The sequence below is a fragment of the Chryseobacterium sp. genome (assembly GCF_045629545.1).
Lineage (GTDB): Bacteria > Bacteroidota > Bacteroidia > Flavobacteriales > Weeksellaceae > Chryseobacterium.
This window is the reverse complement of sequence record NZ_JAZQRK010000015.1, coordinates 77,552-98,839: the sequence shown is the minus strand read 5'-3', so window position 1 is coordinate 98,839 and position 21,288 is coordinate 77,552. Positions and strand designations below refer to the sequence as shown.

Annotated in this window: 19 protein-coding genes; 10 read left to right on the top strand and 9 right to left on the bottom strand. The window is 33.6% G+C overall.

The window, feature by feature from the left end; translation table 11 throughout:
- Window positions 1–9: 9 nt before the first annotated feature.
- A complete protein-coding gene (locus ACKI42_RS03800; RefSeq protein ID WP_407402611.1) occupies window positions 10–2,910 on the bottom strand; it encodes a SusC/RagA family TonB-linked outer membrane protein in 2,901 nt (966 codons plus the stop codon).
- Between the two features lie 167 nt (window positions 2,911–3,077).
- On the opposite strand from ACKI42_RS03800, the gene ACKI42_RS03795 reads away from it, so the two are divergent.
- The 3 genes from ACKI42_RS03795 (at window position 3,078) to ACKI42_RS03785 (ending at window position 6,277) form a co-directional block, all read left to right on the top strand.
- Window positions 3,078–4,271, top strand: coding sequence for an MFS transporter (locus tag ACKI42_RS03795; RefSeq protein ID WP_407402609.1), 1,194 nt, complete (start codon window positions 3,078–3,080; stop codon window positions 4,269–4,271).
- 16 nt (window positions 4,272–4,287) lie between these two features.
- Window positions 4,288–5,034 (top strand): NUDIX hydrolase, encoded by a 747-nt coding sequence (locus ACKI42_RS03790; RefSeq protein WP_407402607.1) that lies wholly within the window; start codon window positions 4,288–4,290, stop codon window positions 5,032–5,034.
- A 64-nt stretch (window positions 5,035–5,098) separates the two neighbouring features.
- Window positions 5,099–6,277, top strand: coding sequence for an acyl-CoA dehydrogenase family protein (locus ACKI42_RS03785; protein WP_407402605.1), 1,179 nt, complete (start codon window positions 5,099–5,101; stop codon window positions 6,275–6,277).
- A gap of 568 nt (window positions 6,278–6,845) precedes the next feature.
- Here ACKI42_RS03785 and ACKI42_RS03780 read toward each other — a convergent pair.
- From ACKI42_RS03780 to rsmG, 3 genes are all read right to left on the bottom strand, one after another.
- Complete coding sequence (locus tag ACKI42_RS03780) at window positions 6,846–9,545, bottom strand: PD-(D/E)XK nuclease family protein (protein WP_407402603.1); 2,700 nt, start codon at window positions 9,543–9,545, stop codon at window positions 6,846–6,848.
- Between the two features lie 118 nt (window positions 9,546–9,663).
- On the bottom strand, window positions 9,664–10,071 hold the full coding sequence (locus tag ACKI42_RS03775) for a hypothetical protein (RefSeq protein WP_407402601.1): 408 nt from the start codon (window positions 10,069–10,071) through the stop codon (window positions 9,664–9,666).
- A 59-nt stretch (window positions 10,072–10,130) separates the two neighbouring features.
- Window positions 10,131–10,766: a 16S rRNA (guanine(527)-N(7))-methyltransferase RsmG gene (gene rsmG / locus ACKI42_RS03770; RefSeq protein ID WP_407402599.1), complete on the bottom strand. Its 636-nt coding sequence runs from the start codon at window positions 10,764–10,766 to the stop codon at window positions 10,131–10,133.
- A gap of 379 nt (window positions 10,767–11,145) precedes the next feature.
- Here rsmG and ACKI42_RS03765 point away from each other — a divergent pair, with 379 nt between their 5' ends.
- On the top strand, window positions 11,146–11,577 hold the full coding sequence (locus ACKI42_RS03765; RefSeq protein ID WP_407402597.1) for a hypothetical protein: 432 nt from the start codon (window positions 11,146–11,148) through the stop codon (window positions 11,575–11,577).
- Between the two features lie 67 nt (window positions 11,578–11,644).
- Here the strand turns inward: ACKI42_RS03765 and ACKI42_RS03760 are convergent, their stop codons facing one another.
- Window positions 11,645–12,202, bottom strand: coding sequence for a biliverdin-producing heme oxygenase (locus tag ACKI42_RS03760; protein WP_407402595.1), 558 nt, complete (start codon window positions 12,200–12,202; stop codon window positions 11,645–11,647).
- A 3-nt stretch (window positions 12,203–12,205) separates the two neighbouring features.
- Window positions 12,206–14,395, bottom strand: a complete 2,190-nt coding sequence (locus tag ACKI42_RS03755; RefSeq protein ID WP_407402593.1) for an ATP-binding protein — start codon at window positions 14,393–14,395, stop codon at window positions 12,206–12,208.
- Between the two features lie 274 nt (window positions 14,396–14,669).
- Between ACKI42_RS03755 and ACKI42_RS03750 the strand changes: the two genes are divergently transcribed.
- The 4 genes from ACKI42_RS03750 to ACKI42_RS03735 all read left to right on the top strand — a co-directional run bounded on the left by ACKI42_RS03750 (window position 14,670) and on the right by ACKI42_RS03735 (window position 17,327).
- The gene (locus ACKI42_RS03750) at window positions 14,670–15,866 is read left to right on the top strand and encodes a pyridoxal phosphate-dependent aminotransferase (protein ID WP_407402591.1); all 1,197 of its coding nucleotides are present in this window, start codon (window positions 14,670–14,672) and stop codon (window positions 15,864–15,866) included.
- A 154-nt stretch (window positions 15,867–16,020) separates the two neighbouring features.
- Complete coding sequence (locus ACKI42_RS03745; protein WP_407402589.1) at window positions 16,021–16,653, top strand: peroxiredoxin; 633 nt, start codon at window positions 16,021–16,023, stop codon at window positions 16,651–16,653.
- Between the two features lie 117 nt (window positions 16,654–16,770).
- A complete protein-coding gene (locus ACKI42_RS03740) occupies window positions 16,771–17,079 on the top strand; it encodes a thioredoxin family protein (protein WP_407402587.1) in 309 nt (102 codons plus the stop codon).
- On the top strand, window positions 17,079–17,327 hold the full coding sequence (locus ACKI42_RS03735; RefSeq protein WP_407402585.1) for a DUF6952 family protein: 249 nt from the start codon (window positions 17,079–17,081) through the stop codon (window positions 17,325–17,327). The genes ACKI42_RS03740 and ACKI42_RS03735 overlap by 1 nt, the downstream gene beginning before the upstream one ends.
- An 84-nt stretch (window positions 17,328–17,411) precedes the next feature.
- On the opposite strand, the gene ACKI42_RS03730 is transcribed toward ACKI42_RS03735, so the two are convergent.
- Genes ACKI42_RS03730 through ACKI42_RS03720 form a run of 3 tightly spaced genes read right to left on the bottom strand, consistent with a single transcriptional unit; the run spans window position 17,412 to window position 19,642 of the window.
- Entirely contained in the window at window positions 17,412–18,101 is a 690-nt protein-coding gene (locus tag ACKI42_RS03730; protein WP_407402583.1) for a Bax inhibitor-1 family protein, read from the bottom strand.
- A gap of 20 nt (window positions 18,102–18,121) precedes the next feature.
- On the bottom strand, window positions 18,122–18,565 hold the full coding sequence (locus ACKI42_RS03725) for a hypothetical protein (RefSeq protein ID WP_407402581.1): 444 nt from the start codon (window positions 18,563–18,565) through the stop codon (window positions 18,122–18,124).
- Between the two features lie 42 nt (window positions 18,566–18,607).
- Window positions 18,608–19,642, bottom strand: a complete 1,035-nt coding sequence (locus ACKI42_RS03720) for an acyl-CoA reductase (protein WP_407402579.1) — start codon at window positions 19,640–19,642, stop codon at window positions 18,608–18,610.
- 59 nt (window positions 19,643–19,701) lie between these two features.
- Between ACKI42_RS03720 and ACKI42_RS03715 the strand changes: the two genes are divergently transcribed.
- Entirely contained in the window at window positions 19,702–20,052 is a 351-nt protein-coding gene (locus ACKI42_RS03715) for a 4Fe-4S binding protein (protein WP_407402577.1), read from the top strand.
- 110 nt (window positions 20,053–20,162) lie between these two features.
- Entirely contained in the window at window positions 20,163–21,227 is a 1,065-nt protein-coding gene (serC, locus tag ACKI42_RS03710) for a 3-phosphoserine/phosphohydroxythreonine transaminase (protein WP_407402575.1), read from the top strand.
- Window positions 21,228–21,288 lie beyond the last annotated feature (61 nt).

The window sequence follows — 21,288 nt, the reverse complement described above, 5'->3', positions numbered from 1 at the left end:
ATTATTGTATTAGAAAGTTATGTTGGCACCCAGTAAGAAAGTTTTAGCTTGAGGATAGTAAGCTCTATCAATTCCAAAAGAATCACCACCAGCAATTTCAGGATCATATCCTGTATATTTTGTGAAGGTAAATAGGTTTTCTGCAGTTATGTAGAATCGTAATTTATTAACACCAAAAGACTGTGTAGTTTCAGATGGAAGCGTATATCCTACTTGTACAAGTTTTATTCTGAAATAATCTCCTTTTTGTAAGTACCAGTTGGAAAGCCTAGAATAGTTTTTGTTGGGATCATCGCGAGTAATTCTTGGGTTTTCATTAGTAGATCCTTCTCCTGTCCATCGGTCTAGTATTTTAGTCTGATAATTCGCATCTAATATATCTAGTCTTCTTAGACCTTGAAAAATCTTATGACCTGCTGCACCTTGTCCAAAAACCATTAGATCCCAGTTTTTATAGTTAAGATTTACTGTAGCTCCAAAGTTATATTTCGGGATAGAACTTCCCAGGTTTACCTTATCTAGGTCAGTAATATCTCCATCACCATTGATGTCAGCCCAGATAAAATCTCCCGGTTTGGCATCAGATTGTAGGAGCTGCCCGTTTGCATTAACGTGGCTATTGATCTGCGCTTGATTTTGGAATACGCCTAAAGTTTGAAATCCGTAGAAGGATTTGTAAGGATTACCTATAGTGGTTCTTTGTATAACACCCATAGATTGGAAAGAATCTCCATCTAAATACTCTCTACCGCTTTCCAGAGATAGTACTTTATTTTCATTATAAGCAAAATTGGTATTAATTGAAAGAGAAAAATCGTTCCAATTTTTTTTGTAACCCAATTCTAGCTCTACTCCTTTGTTTTCCATATCGCCTACATTAGCCACAGGTGCATTGGTAACACCTACATATCCAGGAATCTGGATAGGTCTTAGGATGTCATGTGTTGTTTTTTTATAAAAATCAACCGTAAAATTGATCGCATTAAAAAATTTAAAGTCTGCGGCAATATTGGTTTGGTTAGTAGTCTCCCATTTCAAATCCGGGTTGGCTAAGGTATTTGGGAGATAGCCGATATTCACCGTATTATTCCCATTGGTGTAATTGGCACCCGAAACATAAAAACTAGCAAACTTATAAGTACCAATTCCGTCATTACCCAATGTTCCATATCCACCACGAATCTTTAGCGTATTGATCACGTTATTTTCTGGCCAGAAACTTTCATTATTTACATTCCAACCCAAAGAGAATGAAGGGAATAATCCCCAGTGATGATTGGGTCCAAATAACGACGAACCATCATAACGTAGTGTACCGGTGAATAGGTACTTATTTTTATAATCATAGATTGCTCTAGCAAAATAGGAGGCTTTATTCCATTCAACATTATCCCATGCACTTGATGTACGATTTTCTGTTGGCAATTCGAAATTGAATGAAGCATCTAGATAGCTCACGATAGGTAAATTTGTGTGCGTTACCGACTGCCCATTCCCAATATTATAATCATAATAACCTGTTCCTACTAATACATTCAAACTATGTTCGCCAAATTTATCTTGGTAGTTCAATGTATTTTCCATACTCCACTCAAATTTATTTTGCGTTGCACGGCTTAAGCTATTTTGGATGGTATTGCTTGAGGTAGGACTCAGATAAAATAAAGGTGTATAACTTTGGGATCCCCAATAGGCTTTTTTTCCATTTAGGGAAGATTTAAAAGTAAGATTTTTAAGAAATTTGACTTCTGCAAACACGTTTCCTATGATATTATCAGACCAATTTTTGTTTCCCAACTGCGTATATCTAAAGGCATTAGGGTTAGACATCTCCTGATTAACGTATGGTGATATACCGTATGGATTACCATTGGCGTCTCTCACTATGTAAGGATTGCTATAGTTGGTAGGATTTATGGTAGACATATCTGTAACCACTGCTTGGGTAATGGGATCTAGGTTCACTGCCGAACTGAGGGGGCCTCCAAACTCGTTGTTGGCATTAATGCCTTGATCACTTTGATGGGTGTATGCTAAGGTTTGCCCTAGAGTCAACCAATCTGTGACTTTGTGAGTAGAGTTTAATCTTGCAGTCTGTCTTTTGTAGTTTGATATATCAGACATTACAATTCCAGATTGTCCGTAGTATCCAAATGATCCAAAGAAGGTAGATTTATCACTTCCTGCTTGTATGCTGATGTCATGACTTTGTCTTTCTCCAGTACCAAAAACTTCATCTTGCCAATCTGTACCCTTACCAAACAATTCTGGATTTTGAAAACGAATAGCAGCACCATCATTGGAGAAACCTTCGTTAATGATGGAAGCATACTGTCTTGCATCTAGCAAATCCAATTTTCTGGCAGCATTACTTATTCCATAAAAACCGTTATAGCTAAGATTTAGTTTGCCTTTTTTTCCTTTCTTAGTCGTTACAAGGATAACTCCTCTTGCAGCAGATACTCCGTAGATAGCAGAAGAAGCCCCATCTTTTAGGATCTCCATGCTTTCAATATCACTTTGGTTTAGCCATCCAATTCCGTCTACCACGATACCGTCTACCACCCAAAGAGGATCATTGTTGGAGGAGTAGCTCGTAATTCCTCTTACACGGATAGTTGCCGAAGAACCGGGCTGACCAGAATTAGTAATTACATTCACCCCGGCTGCTCTCCCTTGTAAAGCTTGCTCTGGTTTTCCAGAAGGCATATTTTCTAAATCTGAAGCCTTTATACTCGATATTGCACCTGTTATATTACTTTTTTTCTGAGTACCGTAGCCAATCATTACTACTTCCTCAATTTTTTGCTCCTTAGGAATGGTATCATTCACTTTGCTTTGTGCACTAAAGTTGGCTGTAAAATACATTACTGCCACTACACCCATACTTTTAGTCAGTTTTATATTCATATACTAATAGTTTTTTAAATCTCATTTTGAGACAATAAAAGTATATTATTTTTTGTTTAATTATCAAATTTTTAATGTTTTTTTTAATATTTCCACTATTTTTGGGCACTTCAACTATGCCTACCATGTTAAAAATTTAAAAAACTATACTTTTCTGACTACTTAATATGAACAATAATTCACGTCATCTAACCCTTTCGCTAAAACTCACCTTCCTTATTTTTTCAATGGTGCTCAATTGTATGGGTATTATTATTTTGCAATTATCTACTAATGAAGTAGAATATAATAAGCTTGGATTTCTAGAAGCTTTCAAAGATCTTCCAATAGCCTTTATATCTCTATTTGCCGTAAATTTTATTAATAAAATAGGTTCAAAAAGTGCCATTATTACTTCCCTTACTGTGGTGGCAGTTTGCACTTTTATCATGCCCCTTGTTGAGGTATTTTGGTTTTACAAGCTTTGGTTTGCCATTATCGGAGTTTGTTTTTCCGTAACGAAAATCTGCGTTTATAGTATTATTAGAAACAATTACTCCGAAGAATCTACCCTTTCCAAAACGATGAATACCGTGGAAGCCTCATTTATGATTGGTATCTTCTTGGTAAATGTCGTATTCGGGTGGTTGATTTCTAGTGAATATTCTGCCTATTGGAAATTTGGTTTTATGCTAATCTCATTGGTCTGCATAGTTACGATAGCCCTTTTATCTAACCAAAAGATTAAAGATACTGCCTTAGATTCTAAAACAAGTATTGTAAGCGATTTTTACTCTTTTAAACAAATTTCTATCTTGCTATTTTTCGGCATTGTTTTTTTTATCGTCTTTATAGAACAAACATTTAATTCTTGGTTGCCATCGTTTTACAAAAAACACCTTAATGTAGATTCTTTTTTTGCCATACAAGCAACTTCCATGTTGGCACTATGTTCTTATTTGGGGAGAGTAATAGCCTCCAAAATATCAGGAAGATTCTCGCTTTCCACTTATTTTACGAGCTGCATTCTGATTTGCATAGGGATTTTGATTTTGATTTTTAGTCGACAATCAGTATTTGGAAAAGATTTTATCACATTAACCTATCTATTTCCACTTATTGGTCTATTCTTAGCTCCATTATACCCTGTATTGAATGCCAGTATGATTTCTCATATACCTGCTGAAAAAATAAATACGTTCACCTCTCTTATTATTATATTCTCCTCTTTTGGAAGCTCTATAAGCTCTATTGCTATGGCAAGTCTGTTCCAAAATCAACTCTTACACTATTACTCCATCTACATTATCCTTATTTTAATTCTTCTACTTATAATAAGTTTATTATTTTTTAAATTATATAGGCGAGAAATAAAAAAATAATTTTTATTTTTAAAACATGAATTCAAACCCTCTAAAATCCATAGAAACCTTACAACAACTCATTGAAGAAAATGATTTCATACCCAATATTTCTGTAGATTGTACCATATTTGGCTTTCATCAAAATATTCTTAAAGTATTGCTGCTAAAATACCATGATTTAGATTTGTGGTCGTTACCTGGCGGTTTTGTTTTCAAAAATGAAGATTTGAGAGATGCAGCCCGCAGGGTTTTATTTGAGAGAACCCACCTGAAAGATTTGTTTCTAGAGCAGTTTCATACTTTTGGTAGAGCTGGTAGAACAGTAAATAATGTGCACCGACAGCTACTAGATAATAAAGGTATAGATATTGACGAAAACCACTGGATTTTTCAGAGATTTATTACAGTGGGATATTGTAGTCTAATTGATTTTTCACAGGCAAATACTTTCCCAGACGCGTTTAATGAAACTTGTGAATGGTTTGAAGTAAACAAGCTGCCCAAGATGGCATTCGACCACGATAGAATCATCGCAGATGGATTGATATACCTGAGAAAAAACATTGATACTCAGGTTGCTGCTAATAATCTTTTGCCAGAAAAGTTCACCATGAAAGATCTACAATCTGTATATGAAACGATATTGGGAGAAAAATTTAGAAGAAATAATTTCCAAAGAAAGATACTAAGCTCAGATAGTTTAGAAAGATTAGAAAAACTGTACGATGGCTCAGCCAATAAAGCTCCTTACCTTTATAAATTCAAAAACGAAGAGAAATAACATTATATCCAAAAAAATTTTCTCCAACACCTGAAAAGTACTATTTTTAGAAAAATTAAATTACATGTCATATTATCCTCTTACCAGTATACCAGATTATTACGGAATAGATGCTTTCCTTACAGAAGAACACAAACTAATACGTCAATCCGTGAGAGATTGGGTAGAAAGTTTTGTAATGCCAAAAATAGATGAAGCGGCACAAAACCATACAGATATGCCGAATCTAATGAAAGAACTTGGGAAAATAGGAGCTTTAGGGCCTTATATTCCCGTAGAATATGGTGGTTCTGGCTTGGATCAGATTTCTTACGGTATCATTATGCAAGAGCTAGAAAGAGGAGATTCTGCAGTAAGATCAGCAGCATCTGTGCAAAGCTCATTGGTGATGTTTCCTATCAACGAATTTGGGTCCGAAGAGCAAAAGAAAAAATATTTGCCACAATTGGCTGCAGGTGAAATGATAGGTTCTTTCGGGCTTACAGAACCCAACCATGGTTCTGACCCAAGTTCTATGGAGACTCACTTCAAAGATATGGGAGATTATTATCTTCTGAATGGTGCCAAAATGTGGATTACCAATGCTCCACTTTGTGATATTGCCATCGTCTGGGCAAAAAACGAAGATGGAAAAGTACAAGGCTTAATCGTAGAAAGAGGTATGGAAGGCTTTACTACGCCAGAAACGCATAACAAATGGAGTTTAAGAGCTTCTAAAACAGGCGAATTGGTCTTTAATGATGTGAAAATTCCGAAAGAGAATCTTTTACCAGGCGTTACCGGACTAAAAGGACCTTTATCTTGTCTGAACTCTGCTCGATACGGTATCTCTTGGGGTGTAATAGGTGCAGCTATAGATTGCTATTGTACAGCTGTACAATATTCTAAAGAGAGAAAACAATTCGGTAAGCCTATTGGTGCATTTCAGCTACAGCAAAAGAAATTGGCAGAATTTCTTACAGAGATTACCAAAGCGCAATTACTTTGCCTACAACTAGGAAATCTAAAGAATGACCACACTGCAACGCCAGCGCAAATCTCTATGGCAAAGAGAAACAACGTACATATGGCAATAGAAATAGCAAGAGAATCTAGGCAAATACTAGGCGGAATGGGAATCATGGGGGAATTTCCGATGATGAGACACGCAGCCAATCTAGAGTCTGTTATTACGTATGAAGGGACACATGATGTCCATTTATTGATTACAGGATTGGATATTACTGGGTTTAATGCATTTTAATTAAACTTAAAGCCCACCTACTGCTACATATTTTAAATGATAATCAGTCAATAAAGACCAACATCCTTTTTAATTTTTAGGCAAAATATTTAGAAAAAGCTCTACAATTAGAAGTTAATTGGCTTAATGAATTGATACCAATTATTTTAACTGTTTTAATGAGCCGTAAACCCTTTTCTGATTTTGGTACATAGGATTAGAATAAAGGTTGTAGAGACTTTTGAAGTGGTTACACCCACTACTGTAAGGGGGTTATGGCACTTCAGGACTACCCGAAGGGGACTTCCGAAGTGGATGTAGGGACTTATGAAGTGGGTATACCCACTAATGTAGGGGGATGAAGGTGCTTCAGAACTACCCAAAGGGGACTTCCGAAGTGGCTGTGGGGACTTCCGAAGTACCCTTACCCCCCTTCCGAAGTCCCCCCCTGGACATGTATAATGCCGTCTATTACCGAATACCACATACAAAACAAGAGCAGAAAATTCTGCTCTTGTTTTGTTTTACTTTATGTGTAGAAATAGGTCTTTAATATGTTTATAACAAGCAATATTTCACTCAAAATTACTTAATAAGTATAAGACTTTGTATTTTCCACAAAGCTGATATCGGGATTCAGGATTTCTAAAATAATATTTCTTACCGATTTCATGGCATCATTTAGGTTCCCTTCAGCAAATGATAGAGAAGCTACGCCACTTTTAGCATCCGCAAAACTCCAAATTCCAGTAGAAATAGGCTGCCCAGAGAATTCGGGTAGTTTTTGTATCACATATTCATAAATGCACAATTGTAATGCTTGTTTTCTATCGCTACTTTGGAAGTAATCATCAGCATTCTCTTCATTTATTTTTATGATCAAATTCTTTATTTTTGCCGTTTTATAGTCTATAATTCTTACGGTGCCATTCAGCCTGTCAATTCTATCAATAAAACCAAGAAGCGAAACCTTGTCAGTTTTTGTATTATCCAAATACAAATCTATCTTTTCAAATCTTCTTTCGATATCTATAATTTCAAGCGTATTTCCTGTTTTAATGAGGTTTAAATCGTGTTTCAAGATATCTTCAATCACGCGTCTAGCAATTGATTTATGGATATAATTCATTCCACGTTCATAAAATTCGGGCTGATGCTTTAGTTTTTCGATGGCAGAATTTACGTAGTAATCAATATTTTTAATGGCATTTTGCAAATCTGCTTCCATTAATTTTTTACCTTTAAACAGATCATAGATCTCTTGAAGCGTATAATGCACCAAGTTTCCATAATTCCTGATGGATAGCTCTTCTTCAATCTCGTCGGATTCTGAAGTTTTAAGAATTTTAGACAAATAAAAATCAATAGGATTATACAGATAACTCGTAAGGTGTGAGGCTGAAACCTTTTCTTTCCAAAGTTCCAATTGCTGCATTACCGTTGGCGTTTTTTCTATTTCAATTGCCTGACTGGATATTGGTTCTGATGAATTTTCGACAATAATATTTTCAATTTTATGTTTACTTTCCATCATGATTTGAGTAATAAATCTACTCTTTTCCCCCGTATTTACTCCAGAACTCAGTGCATTGAAAAGCAAATGTACATTTTCTGCATCTTGGATCAATCTGTAAAAGTGATACGCATAGATACTATCGTTTTCTAGATACGTATGCATCTCGAAATGCTTTCTAATATCAAAAGGAATATAGGTGTTTTGCGAGTTCCCTAATGGCAATTTACCTTCATTTACCGATAGTAGAATCACGTTTTCGAAATTTAAAAGTCGGGTTTCCAACAATCCCATAACTTGTAAACCCTTCAGAGGTTCTCCCTGAAAATCGATACTTTCTGTATTCACATGTTGGTTGATAAGAACTTCCAATGTATCCATTTTAATTAAGAAATCGTAAGGAGAAATCTGATTTTTTATGATTTTAAATGAATTTTCAAAATGCGAAACATTCTCATACTGAATGTCATCTAGCTCTAACCATTTTATTTTTTGACAATACGTAATTAGTAAATCCAGAAATTGCTGACCCGATTTTGCTTTTTGTAATAGATCAAAGTAAGAAAGTTCTTCTAACAGCTCTTTCACCAACTTTCTAGAGATGTAAACAATATTTCTTTCTTCTATATTAGTTTTAAAAATAGAGATAATATCATGATCGCCTTCCGCCTTCGGAAGCTCTTCCAATATTGGAAATAGATCTTTGTAATAATAGGTAGATTTGTTCTGTTCGAGTTGCTTTTGCAAGTAAAATAGTTGCTTGATGGCATTGGAAAAAGATAGGTTTTTCAAAGGAAAACCCATGGTAATATTTAGGTTTTCTACTTGATGCATGACGTCTAAACTTGCAGGTAGTAGATTTTCATCAAGTAAAACCACCGCCGTATTGGTAAAGGTTTTATTATTGATATCTTTAAAAATATCTGGCAATACTTTGGTCTGCGTTACATTACCAGACACCTCGTAGACTTTAATGTTTTTGGGTTTCGAAAAATCGTCTTTTATCCATTGAAAATGTCGGGTATCGGTAAACTCTTTCCATGTAAAATGATTTCTTAGAAACTTGCCCGCTTCTTGCCTTTCGTCATCAAAATAATAACGGTCTCCCTGAAAAAAACATTGAGCCTTGTTCCATTGCAGCATTGTTCTTACCAATAATTCTTCTACAGGCGTAAAAGCATTAAACCCACAAAATACAAAATGCTGATCTTTATTTTTTACATAATCTGCAATTTTGGCTTTGGCACCTTCATGTATCATCCCTGGCGTTGCCCAGTTTTTATCTTTTAGTTTTCTTTTCAGCTCAGGAAGAAATATTGTCATATTTCTCCAAAAGTTCAAAAATTTTTTTCTCGGACCATCCGTTTGGTCTCCCAAATCTTGCGCCCATTCTTTTATCCTTTCTTCGTCAAACATATATTGCAAAACTGCGTCGTCACTCTCAGAAAACTTAAGCATGTCGTCCCAATCTTTTTGCAAAGTGGGAAACCACTTTAGGAAATCAGCAAAATCATCGTTAGGAATGAGGTTTAATTTTTTGTAAACCTCAAATGAAAAAAGCCACAATGCAATACCCTGAATTGGCTGTTGATCTACGATTTCTATAATTAATTCTTCTATTGTAAAGAAATTGGGTAAAAAGCCAGAATAATGATGATCTTCTAAAATTTGTTTAATAAAAACAATAGGTCTTTTTCCGGGTAAGACGATATTGAACTGCGACAAATCTGCATTTTGGGACAACAGTTCGTTAACGATTTTATTTAAAAATTTCAAGGTAGTTTTTTTGTGTATTTTAAGGATATGATAATTTTGACTAGAGTAAAAATGTGGATTGCTTTATTAAATTTAAAATAGAAAATAAATATAATCCGATCTACTTTGTGGTCCTAAATTATTCTACAACTATGGTTTTTGTAATCCAATTGTTATGGGCAGACCAAAATTTGAAAGTATACGTACCAGGTGTTTGTGGACTAAAGTTAATCTGATTTTGTGCTACGTATTTCTCGTTAGAACAATCTTTATTGGTATGATACTGATAGGCAGTTACTTCTCTGGTTGAATTGTTCGCATGTACATAATCATAACCATAAAACCCTGCACATTTTGAGGTATAGGTAGAATAAGTGGTAATACTTTGTATGGCAAAAATAGACATAGTGTCACTTTGTATTTTCACGCTGTCTATATTCACTTTATCAGTAGAAGTAATGGTATCGTAATCTTCATGTTCTGTACAAGAAATAAGGGCACCACCAGAAAGGATAAGTCCCAAATTTATTTTTAGTAGTAATTTCATAGGAAGCCCTTTTTTTCTAAACTCTAAATTATCAAAAAAATGGGATTATTGCACCACTATTAAGAATTAAAATTACCTTTTGATAAATAAACTACTTTTTTGGTTTCGAAAAACTCCTCCTCGAAATAGTTTTTTAGATTGAATATTTCGCATCTCAAACCAGCTAATTCCTCAGCCAAATCTCCTCCTTTTAGATAAAGTACACCATTATGCTTTGGGTTGAATTGCTCTTTCTCAAATTTTCCTCTTAGCCATCTCAAGAATTCTGGCATCTGAGTCACCGCTCTACTTACAACAAAATGAAATTTTTCTTTCACTTTTTCTGCTCTTCCGTGGATTCCTGTAAGGTTTTCTAAGCCAATTCCTACAGCAACAGCATTTACTACCGTGATTTTTTTACCGATAGAATCTATTAGAGTAAATTTCGTTTCTGGATACAATATAGCCAAAGGTATCCCAGGGAAACCACCACCCGTACCAATATCCAAAACTTTAGTTCCTGCAGAAAAGTCCATTATTTTGGCAATACCTAGTGAGTGAAGAATATGTTTTTCATATAGAGAATCCATATCTTTTCTAGAGATCACGTTTATTTTTTCGTTCCATTCGCCATAAAGGCTTTCCAATTTTGTAAACTGTTCAATTTGTTTTTCCGTAAGATTTGGAAAATATTTCTGGATTATAGCTATAGACATGAAAATAATTATATTATGCAAAAATAAGTTTAAAATATATAAAAAACTTCTTGGGTAATAAGAAGTTTTAAGTATATGTTTGAAATGTGAAAAATTAAAATTAGCTTTTTACAATTCTGTATTAATAGATTATTATTAAAAGGGTAATATCAAATAATTTAATATTTATAAAGATTTATTATAAATATTAAAACAACTAACTTAAATCCTATTTTGAACTATTGATGGTAATTAAAGTATACAGATTTCTGAAATTTATGTCAGAAAAAGTATTTAAAAACTTTTCTAATAATTCATCATAAAAATCATTTTATCCAAAAATAAGAAAAACCTTTAAAAGAAAACATGAAATTATCCGATTAATTATTAAATTTGACTAATGCAAAAATATATTTATCTGCCCATGTTAGCGTTTTTATTTACCAGTTGCTATACGTATCAGCGTAAGCCGCAAGTAGCTACAGCGCCCGAAAACTCACAAAATAATATAAAAAAATCTGCAGATGGTACTGTGCAAGCAGTAAATACGCAAGTTATTGTGCCAATTAATATTCAAAATGAGCTTCAGCCAAGCAAAAATTACAAAATAAATTCAAACGGAAAATCATACAAAGTTATTGTAGATAGATGGGAAGGCGACAGTTTGGTCGCGCATTCTGTAAAAAAACCTAGTGAAATAATAAAGTTTCACAAAAACAATATTCAGGCAGAAGATATTACAGAACGACGCTTTAATAAACCTATCTCTGATATTATTACAATACTTACCTACACAGGTATTGGCGTTGGCGTTTGGATGCTTCTAAAATAATTAACCTTAAAGATTTAATAATTTTACTAAACCAGGAGTTTGAATTTCATATTACTAATTGATAAAACTAATACCCCTTAAAATTTTGTAAAAAAGTGTAAGCTATCATTGTTCCTGTAAGTACATTTGGATATGACTCTTCTTGGAATTTATCATTGATTTGAGATATGAAGTTTTTCCAATAGTTTCCTACTTCAGCGCCGTAAATTCCTAAAAAGTTGAATTCCATATTGGCAAATTCTTCATTTTTGGAAAGTTGTTTTTTGATAATATTTCCACCCAAAGTTGAGCCTTCCATCACATATAATATTCCAATTGCTTGAGCTTCACTTTCTAGTCTATACAATTCTGAACTTCCACGTAAAGGCAAGCCCAAAGCGGATATCTCGTTCTCAATAGTCACTAGTTTTTTCCTTTCTTTATACTGTATTGATGATTTGAACTCTTCAGAAAGTGCTTGTTCTAAAGGTACTTCAAACGAATGATGTAAAGCATAATTGGCATATATAAACTTTTTATAATCTTGTAAGCGATACGTTTTATCGAAAATATGGTTTGATTTATATTTTTCTTCCAAAGAGGCATGTTGTTCTTTAGAATTTTGTTTTAAATAATCTGATAACATTAATCAATTTTTGAATGTAATAATAAATTCTGTTCCGTCATTTTCTTTACTCTTAAAGGTAATTTCGCCATTTAGACGCTGCATGATTCGATATACGATAGACAAACCAACTCCATTTCCTTGAAAACTTTTTGCATTGGGCATTCTTTTGAAGATTTTAAACATATTTTGCTGCTCATCTTCAGGAATACCTATACCATTATCTGAAATACTATAGATGGTTTTTTCGACAAGCTTCTCCCCTTTTATCACAACTTTTGGATGCTCTTGTTTCGAAGAATATTTTATTGCATTGGAAATAATATTTAAAAATATCTGATACGTTAGTGTTTTATCCGAGGTTATATCTGGACAATCTAAAACTTCTACCTCTACGTTTGGCTTACCGTAGACAATTTTTGCCTGCTCTACAACTGTGGAAATAAGCGATGGCATCGTTACTTGTTGCAAATCTAAATCTGCACTTTTTGCACGACTCAGTTGCAATACATCTCTCATTAGAATTTCCATATTATCAATCTGTTCTATTACACTATCTACAAGATGGGCAGAATTGTTTTCTAAAAGATTTAGTTTCTTTGCCAAAAGCTGAATATTTAACTTCATCACCGTAAGTGGCGTACCTAAATCGTGAGAAATAGTATAAGAAAAACTATCTAGCTCTTCGTTAATCTCTTGCAGGTCGTTATTTAAAATTTGGATCTTCGAAAAATATTCATAAGAAATTTCGAATATTAAAGTTAAAAGTTTCTCAATGGAAAGCCTATTTTCGGTAGTCCAAATTTTAGATTTTCCTTTTATCTCTTCTTCAAACAGATCAAAAGATTTTCTAGGCGAAATACCATATTCCCTACCCTCTTCATTTTTGATAATGGTAATTCCTTTGGTTGGTTTTCCTGCCCATTTTATATGTTCGTTATATTCTTTACGGAACCAAAAGAAAAACTTGGATCTCTCAGCGCTTATTTTTGTTACCACTAAACCTGCAAATTGGTTTTCATATTCCATTAGTTCAGGATGGTTTTTCGCAAATGCATGATCTATAACCAAAGCTTTCTGATCCCCATATTCCTGATTATACCATTTGATAATATTTAAAATTGTATGCTCGGAAGGTGTATTTTTATAAGTATAAATTTCGTTTTCAATTACCAAAGCAACACCATCTGTTTCTACAATATCTGCAAAAAAACTAAAATTATCTACAATTCCATCTGTAAGCGTATCGTATTTTGAAATCTTATGTTTTAAACTAAAAATTGTTTGATCTAAATGTTGACTAAAACGAACAATTTCTCTAGAGCGTATATTGGTGTAAATTTTGGCTGCCCACGCGGTGCAAGATTCAGCATTTATACGGCTATGTAGATCAATATGTTTAGCGTCAATATTTTGGCAGGTTACCAATCCCCAAAGTTTGTCTTCTATGATGATAGAAACACTGAAACTAGAATGTACACCTGCATTTCTAAGATATTGCCCGTGTATAGGTGACATCGTTCTCATCTCGCAAAAACTAAGATCAATATTTCCTATAGAGGAATAGATAGGTATATCCGAGGCATTTATATCGCTATAGATTCTCCTTTTCTGGGTTAGATAAAGTTCTCTGGCTTGCTTTGGGATGTCGCTTTCCGGATAATGCAAATGCAAATAGCTTTCTATCATTTCCAATTTGCTTTCAGCGATTACCTTACCAGTTTCATCCTCCAAAAATTGGTAAATCATTACTCTATCGTAGTTGGTATATTTTCTGATATCCTGCGTGAGTTTTTCCCAGATTTCTGATGTATCTTTTAAATTCTCGTAGCTAGAATAATCAAACCTTCCTAGCATTGAAGTATCGTAATTAATTAATACTTCTTCCCATTCCAAATAATAGCTGGTTTCTCTAAAATGGATGGTAAAATAATACTTTTTATCACCAATTTTACAAATTTTATTGAAGATATGGGTAGAAGATTGATTCTTAAGCTCGTTAAAATCAATCGTGTATTCCTTTAAATAGTGATTAATTTCATCGACTTTAGCCAAAGAAATACCCATAATTGATCTAGAAATTCCAAATAATCGTTCTATATTTTCACTGTAAAAGGTAATGTTTAGCCCCTTATCTAGTCCTATTAGATAACCAAAAGATTGTATTTTTCCAGGAATGCGGATTGCTTCATCCTCACAGCGTACTAATTTCATGATTTAAAAATAAACAATTTATAAAATACTAATCAATAAATAATGAAGAATATTTCAATAATACTTTAAGCTCATTTAATTTTGAAGTGTAAAAAATGCTTGGAACTAATGTAAATGCTTGAAATCATCCAAATTTTGTAATTATTTTTAATTGGGTATTAATCGTCTAGTGTAGTTTATTTTCAATAGTAATTTCAAGTGAATATAAATCATTAAATACTATTTTATTCGAATTAACTTTTTAATATATTTGTTAAAAGTCAATTTATATACTATGGATAAACTATCAGCACGAGTAAAACGATTAGGTTTCTCTCAAACTTTTGTAATGTCGAACAAGGTAAGAGAAATGAAGGCTAACGGAATAGATGTAATAAGTCTTACCCTCGGAGAACCCGATTTTGACGTTCCTGATACTATCAAAAAAGCTGCTTTCGATGCGATTACAGAAAATTATAGCCACTACTCTCCTGTTCCGGGATTTTTGGAACTGAGAGAAGCTATTGCACACAAACTAAAACGAGATAATAATCTAGATTACAAACCTACACAGATTTGTGTATCTAATGGCGCGAAACAATCTATCATTAACGTATTGGCAGCCATTATTGATGATGGAGATGAAGTTTTGTTACCTGCACCTTATTGGGTAAGCTACGATGAAATGGTGAAAATGATGGGCGGAACTTCGGTTATGTTGCCAACATCATATGTTACTGATTTCAAAATTACTGCTGAGCAATTGGAAAGCGCCATCACTGAAAGAACGAAAGCAATATTGTTTAGTTCGCCTTGTAACCCGTCTGGTGGTTATTATACTTACGATGAGTTAAAATCTTTAGCAAAAGTAATTGCCAAATATCCTCAATTGACTGTGATTTCTGATGAGATATATGAGTATATCAATTATGAAACGAAAACAACTTCTATAGCGCAGTTTGCTGAGATTTATGAGCAAACAGCCGTCATCAATGGGATGTCTAAGGCATTTGCGATGACAGGTTGGAGAATCGGATATTCGGCTTGTCCAGAATGGCTGGCAAAAGCATGTGAGAAAATACAAGGACAGATGACGAGTGGGCCTAATACAGTGGCTCAAAGGGCTTCTATAACAGCATTAAAAACTGATCCATCAGAATTCAGATATATGATAGATGCCTTTGAGAAAAGAAGAGATCTTGTGTACGAACTGATGAGTACTATCCCCGGATTCAAAGTACTATTGCCAAAAGCAGCTTTCTATTTCTTTCCAGATATTTCATATTATATCGGAAAAACTCTTAATGGTAAATTGATCGCCAATGCTGATGAATTTGCCATGTTTATATTAGAAAATGCACATGTAGGTTGTGTAGGTGGCTTGTCTTTTGGCAGTCCCGAGTGTATCCGTTTTTCATATGCAGCGTCTGAAGATGAGCTAAAAGAAGCGATGAAACGTATCAAAGAAACATTAGAAAAGTACAATCATTGATTTTATTGATCAATACAGTGAAATGTTCTATCCTTAGAACCTTTTTTATGGATATACTTTAAAGTATCGATAGATTTTATTTATCAAATATGATTGTTTGATAGATATAATGTTTTTATATTTGCAGGAGAAAATTTAATAAACAGAAAAAATTATGTCATTAGTAGGAAAAAAATTCCCAAACGTAGCGATCGATGCCATGTCTGAAATGGGAGATGATCTTAGAATCAACATCTTTGAAGAAACTACAAACAACCAACAAAAAGTCGTATTATTTTGGTATCCAAAAGATTTCACTTTTGTATGTCCTACAGAACTTCACGCTTTTCAGGAAGCTTTAGGAGAATTCGAAAAAAGAAACACTAGAGTAATAGGAGCTTCTTGTGACACTAACGAAGTACATTTCGCTTGGTTGAACACTCCAAAAGACAATGGTGGTATCGAAGGGGTAACTTACCCAATTTTAGCAGATACTCACAGACAATTGGCTAATATGCTAGGTATTGTAGACCAAGATTTCGAATTTGATGACGAAGGAAACGAAATTTTCACTGGATCTAATGTTACTTATAGAGCTACTTACCTTATTGATGAGACAGGAAAAATCTTCCACGAATCTGTAAACGATATGCCATTAGGAAGAAATGTGAAAGAATATTTAAGATTAATAGATGCTTATACTCACGTACAAAAGCACGGAGAAGTTTGTCCTGCAAACTGGGAAGAAGGAAAAGATGCTATGAAAGCAGATAGAAATTCTACAGCTGAATACTTAGCAAAAAACTAATATAGTTTGCTAATTTGAAAATGTGGTAATTTGAGAATGAACTTCAAAGGCTACATTATAGAAAAAATCCACATTTTCAAATTAACTAATTAACTAATTTTCAAATTAAAAAAAATTATGTTTACAGAATTATCAGAAGATACGCTTCAAAATATAGTTAGCGAAAATGAAAAAGTAGTTGTACAATATGGTGCTACATGGTGTGGTAACTGTAGAATAATGAAACCTAAGTTCAAAAAATTGGCTTCAGAAAATGCAGAAATTCCTTTCTTGTATGTAGATGCTGAAAAATTACCAGAAAGTAGAAAATTGGCTAAAGTAGACAACTTGCCTACATTTGCAATTTTCAAAAATGGAGAATTGGTAAACCAAGTTCAATCTAACCAAGCGGAAAGTTTAATTAACCTTTTTAACGAATTAGCATAATGAAACTACCTGTAATAAGACAATTTTACCAAAACCAAACGCCAGAAAACTTAGAAAAAACTTTAGAAGTTTTAGAGAGTTTCAGCGAGTTTAGAGGAACAAGTGAAGAAGATCTTAATGTTGCTGGAGAATTGATTACCAATATCTGTGGTGCTTTGGAGGTACATGCTAATGTACAAAACGGAATGAGCGAAAAAGATGCCCTAAATTCTTTTGCACAAAAAGTATTAGGATCTATTGATAGATAAAGAGTTAGTAATAATTAATTTTTACGCCAAAAAAAATCCCGATAAGAAATATTATCAGGATTTTTTTGTTTTATTGGCAGATGATTAGCTTCTTCTGCTCATCAATATTCTTAGTATATACCAGAATAGCAACATAATAGAAGAAAATAATTGCAAAGCAGCGCCAACATATTGGTCTGTTGCGTAAGAATCCTTCAGTTTACTTGTTTGATATAGTATCGTAATAGATGCCAATAGTACCATCCCAACAGAAAACCAAAGTCCAAGGTTAATCCCGAAGATCATACCCGCGACAATAAGTCCTAGCGCGATAAACCCTCCCATTACAATAATACTTCTAAGGAAAGAAAAATCTCTTTTTGAGGTAAATGCTACAGCAGAAATACCAGCAAACATAGCAATGGTAAGAGTGGCAGCTTGAAAAATTACATCTCCACCACCAGTTTGTGCAACCGCTATATAAATCAGTGGTAAAAAGATGATCGCCTCTAGCAAAATATAAAAACCTAAGCCCATATATTGTGCAGCTTTACTTTGTGATAATGACCATTTTTGAGCAAGAAAAGATGCCAACCAAAATACTCCGATTACAAGCAACCAAGTGTATTTTTGGGCAAACATCAAGCCTATTATTTCTGGTGGAACTACGTTAAGCAACACCGTTTCTACGCCAATGAAAGCAAGTAGAGATATGGCTACATGTAAGTATGTTTTTTTGTAAAATTCGGCTTTCTCTACGTCTGTAGAGTGCGCGACTAAAACATTAGAATTCATAATTTTCAAATTTATATTAATTATTTACTTGGTTTTATTCCCATAATCTGACCCTCTTTTTCGAAAAATACAGAAATAGATTTCTTAGGGTTGTCACTTTTATCGTCTGCATATTTATATTCTATCACAGGATAAGATTCTTGGTCTATCAAGGTTTCTTTTCTTGTTTTGTAGGACTGTAACTTCTTTGAGGTATCTATTTGTGCCTTCAATCTCGCGATCATCTCATCACTTAAAAGTCCTTTTACTTTTTGTGATAGCAATTGATTCATTGTCTCTATATCATTCTGTTTTAAAGCTTCTAAAAAAGTAAAAAACTGCTTATCAAAGAGTTTTTTTTGCTTACTAGAAAACTCAAAATTCTCAGTGCTTTGCTTTGGTTTTATTACTCTAACATTAGATATATTTTGCGCAAAAACCGCCTGTGTAGCTAAGAATATTCCTAAAAATGCTATTTTTTTCATTATTGTGATTTGGTGTATAATAGCATCTAAGGTAAATAATAATTAGATGATTTCCAAAAATTTCATTGTATCTACATTGTCTGCATAGGTAGATAAGCTTGGATTTTGTGCCTCTCCGAATGCTACAGAGCCTTTTACAAAGTCATTGTTAGATACTACGCACTGAATATCTTTTTCGTTTTCAGCCAAGAAATTTTCAGCTTCATCAATAGACGAATATCTACTAAAATTAATTACAGATAATGGACTGAATAATTGTTGATCTTCCTTAAGCATCACAAAATTATTATCCCAAAATTGATCTTGGTTTAATAAAAATACAGCTCTATTGTAATCGTAATTATTTGCATATTTATTATGATTAATAATCTCTTGGAAATCTATAAAACTTTCGAATAACCTATCAATTACATAATCTTCAGGGATAAAAACTCTAGTTACATTTCTACATCCCAAACCGAAATATCTAAAAATATCATTCGCCAATAATTTGAGTTCAGCTTCCGTTTCGTCCCCTTTCAACACAGCAACAGAAGTTCTATTTTTTCTAATTATGCTTAAATGATTTTTAAAATAAAATTCAAGGTATCTTGCCGTATTATTGCTACCCGTAGCAATTACAGCATCAAAATCTACCAATCTTTCTACAAAATCAAACTCTATAGCGTCTTCTGAAAATTCTTTCCATTTTTTTAGTAAAAACGGCAACATCGATTTGTCTTTAGACGACATTTTGATTACAGGAATATGGTTGCTAAGAACTACAGATATCACATCATGCAAACTTACCAATGGGATATTTCCAGCCAAGATCAATCCTACTCTTTTCGAAGTTTTAGATACTTGATAATTCGATAACCATTGATCTAAATTTTCTTTGGTTAGTAATTCCGCCCATTGTTGTAATGCATATCTTTGGTTTTCTATCGTGAACCAAGGATTCTCTATTTCAGATTTTTTAATAATCAACCCCAACTCAGAATTTTCTTCTCCGAAAGGCAAAATTTCTTTTGCCAAATATGCTTTTATATAATCGCTTAACTTAATAAGTCCCAATACTTGCTTTTCTCTACTCATAATTACTTTTAAATTAAGGAATATTTTGTAATTTTGTGCAAATTTAAAAAAAATTAGCGATGGCTATTAAAATAACTGATGAATGTATTAATTGTGGAGCTTGCGAACCCGAGTGTCCTAATAATGCAATATATGAAGGCGCAGTAGACTGGAAAGCGTCCGAAGGAACTGAATTGAAAGGAACTGTCACCTTAACATCAGGTCTTACTGTAGATGCAGATGCGCCCCAAGAACCGGTAAGTGACGATGTATATTTCATCGTTACCGATAAGTGTACAGAATGTAAAGGCTTTCATGAAGAACCACAATGTGCTGCGGTTTGCCCAGTAGATTGTTGTGTACCAGATGATGATCATGTAGAATCGGAAGAAATATTACTAGAAAAGAAAGCATTCTTACATGGCGAATAAAAAAATGCCGTTTCATTAATTATGGAACGGTTTTTTTTATATTTGCTATATAAATAAATCTAATAGAAAGCAGGCTCATAGGATCTTGCACAAAACAAAATGTATTAATTATGATCAAAAAGCACAACTTTAGCGCTGGACCTTGTATTCTACCACAAGAGGTTTTTCAAAAATCGGCAGAGGCAATTTTAGATTTTAATGGCAGCGGTTTGTCTATCTTAGAAATCTCACATAGAAGTAAGGATTTTGTTGCCGTGATGGATGAAGCCAGAGCGATTGTAAAAAGACTGATGAATCTAGGCGACGACTATGAAGTCTTATATCTAGGTGGCGGAGCGAGTTTGCAATTTGCAATGGTGCCTTATAATCTTTTAAAAGTAGGTGGAACAGCAGCTTATACCAATACAGGAACTTGGGCAGCGGGTGCTATAAAAGAAGCAAAGAAAGTTGGAAACGTAGATGTTGTAGGATCATCTAAAGATGATAATTATTCTTTTATCCCGAAAGATTTCACCATTGGTTCGGAGTATGATTATTTCCACTGTACTTCTAATAACACGATTTTTGGAACTCAAATGAAGAGTTTCCCAAAAGTGGATACGTTATTGGTTTGTGATATGAGTTCTGATATTTTCTCGAGACAGTTGGATTTTTCTAAATTTGATCTAATCTATGCTGGAGCTCAGAAAAATATGGGACCTGCAGGAGTGACTTTGGTGGTAGTGAAAAAATCAATCCTAGGAAAAACAGGAAGAGAAAATATGCCTTCTTATTTTGATTATTCTTTGCATATTGACAAAGAGTCTATGTACAATACTCCACCTGTATTTCCGGTGTATGCTAGTTTGCTTACTCTACAACATTTAGAAAAAAATGGAGGTATTGCAGCAGCAGAATCAAGAAATGAAGCTAAAGCTAATCTTTTGTATGAGGAGATTGATAGTAATCCTTTATTCGAAACTTTTTGTGTTAGAGAAGATCGTTCTGTAATGAATGTTTCCTTTAAACTAACAGATGATAGCAAACAAGAAGAATTCGACGCTGCTTGGAAGGCTGCTGGAATTAATGGACTAAACGGACATAGAAGTCTAGGTGGATACCGAGCGAGTATTTACAATGCTTTGCCTTTAGAAAGTGTACAAGTTTTGGTGGATGTAATGAAGTCAATAAAATAGCTTAATTTAAACACCTGAAAAAATATTAAAATTGATGATAACAGATTGTGGTTATTTTATA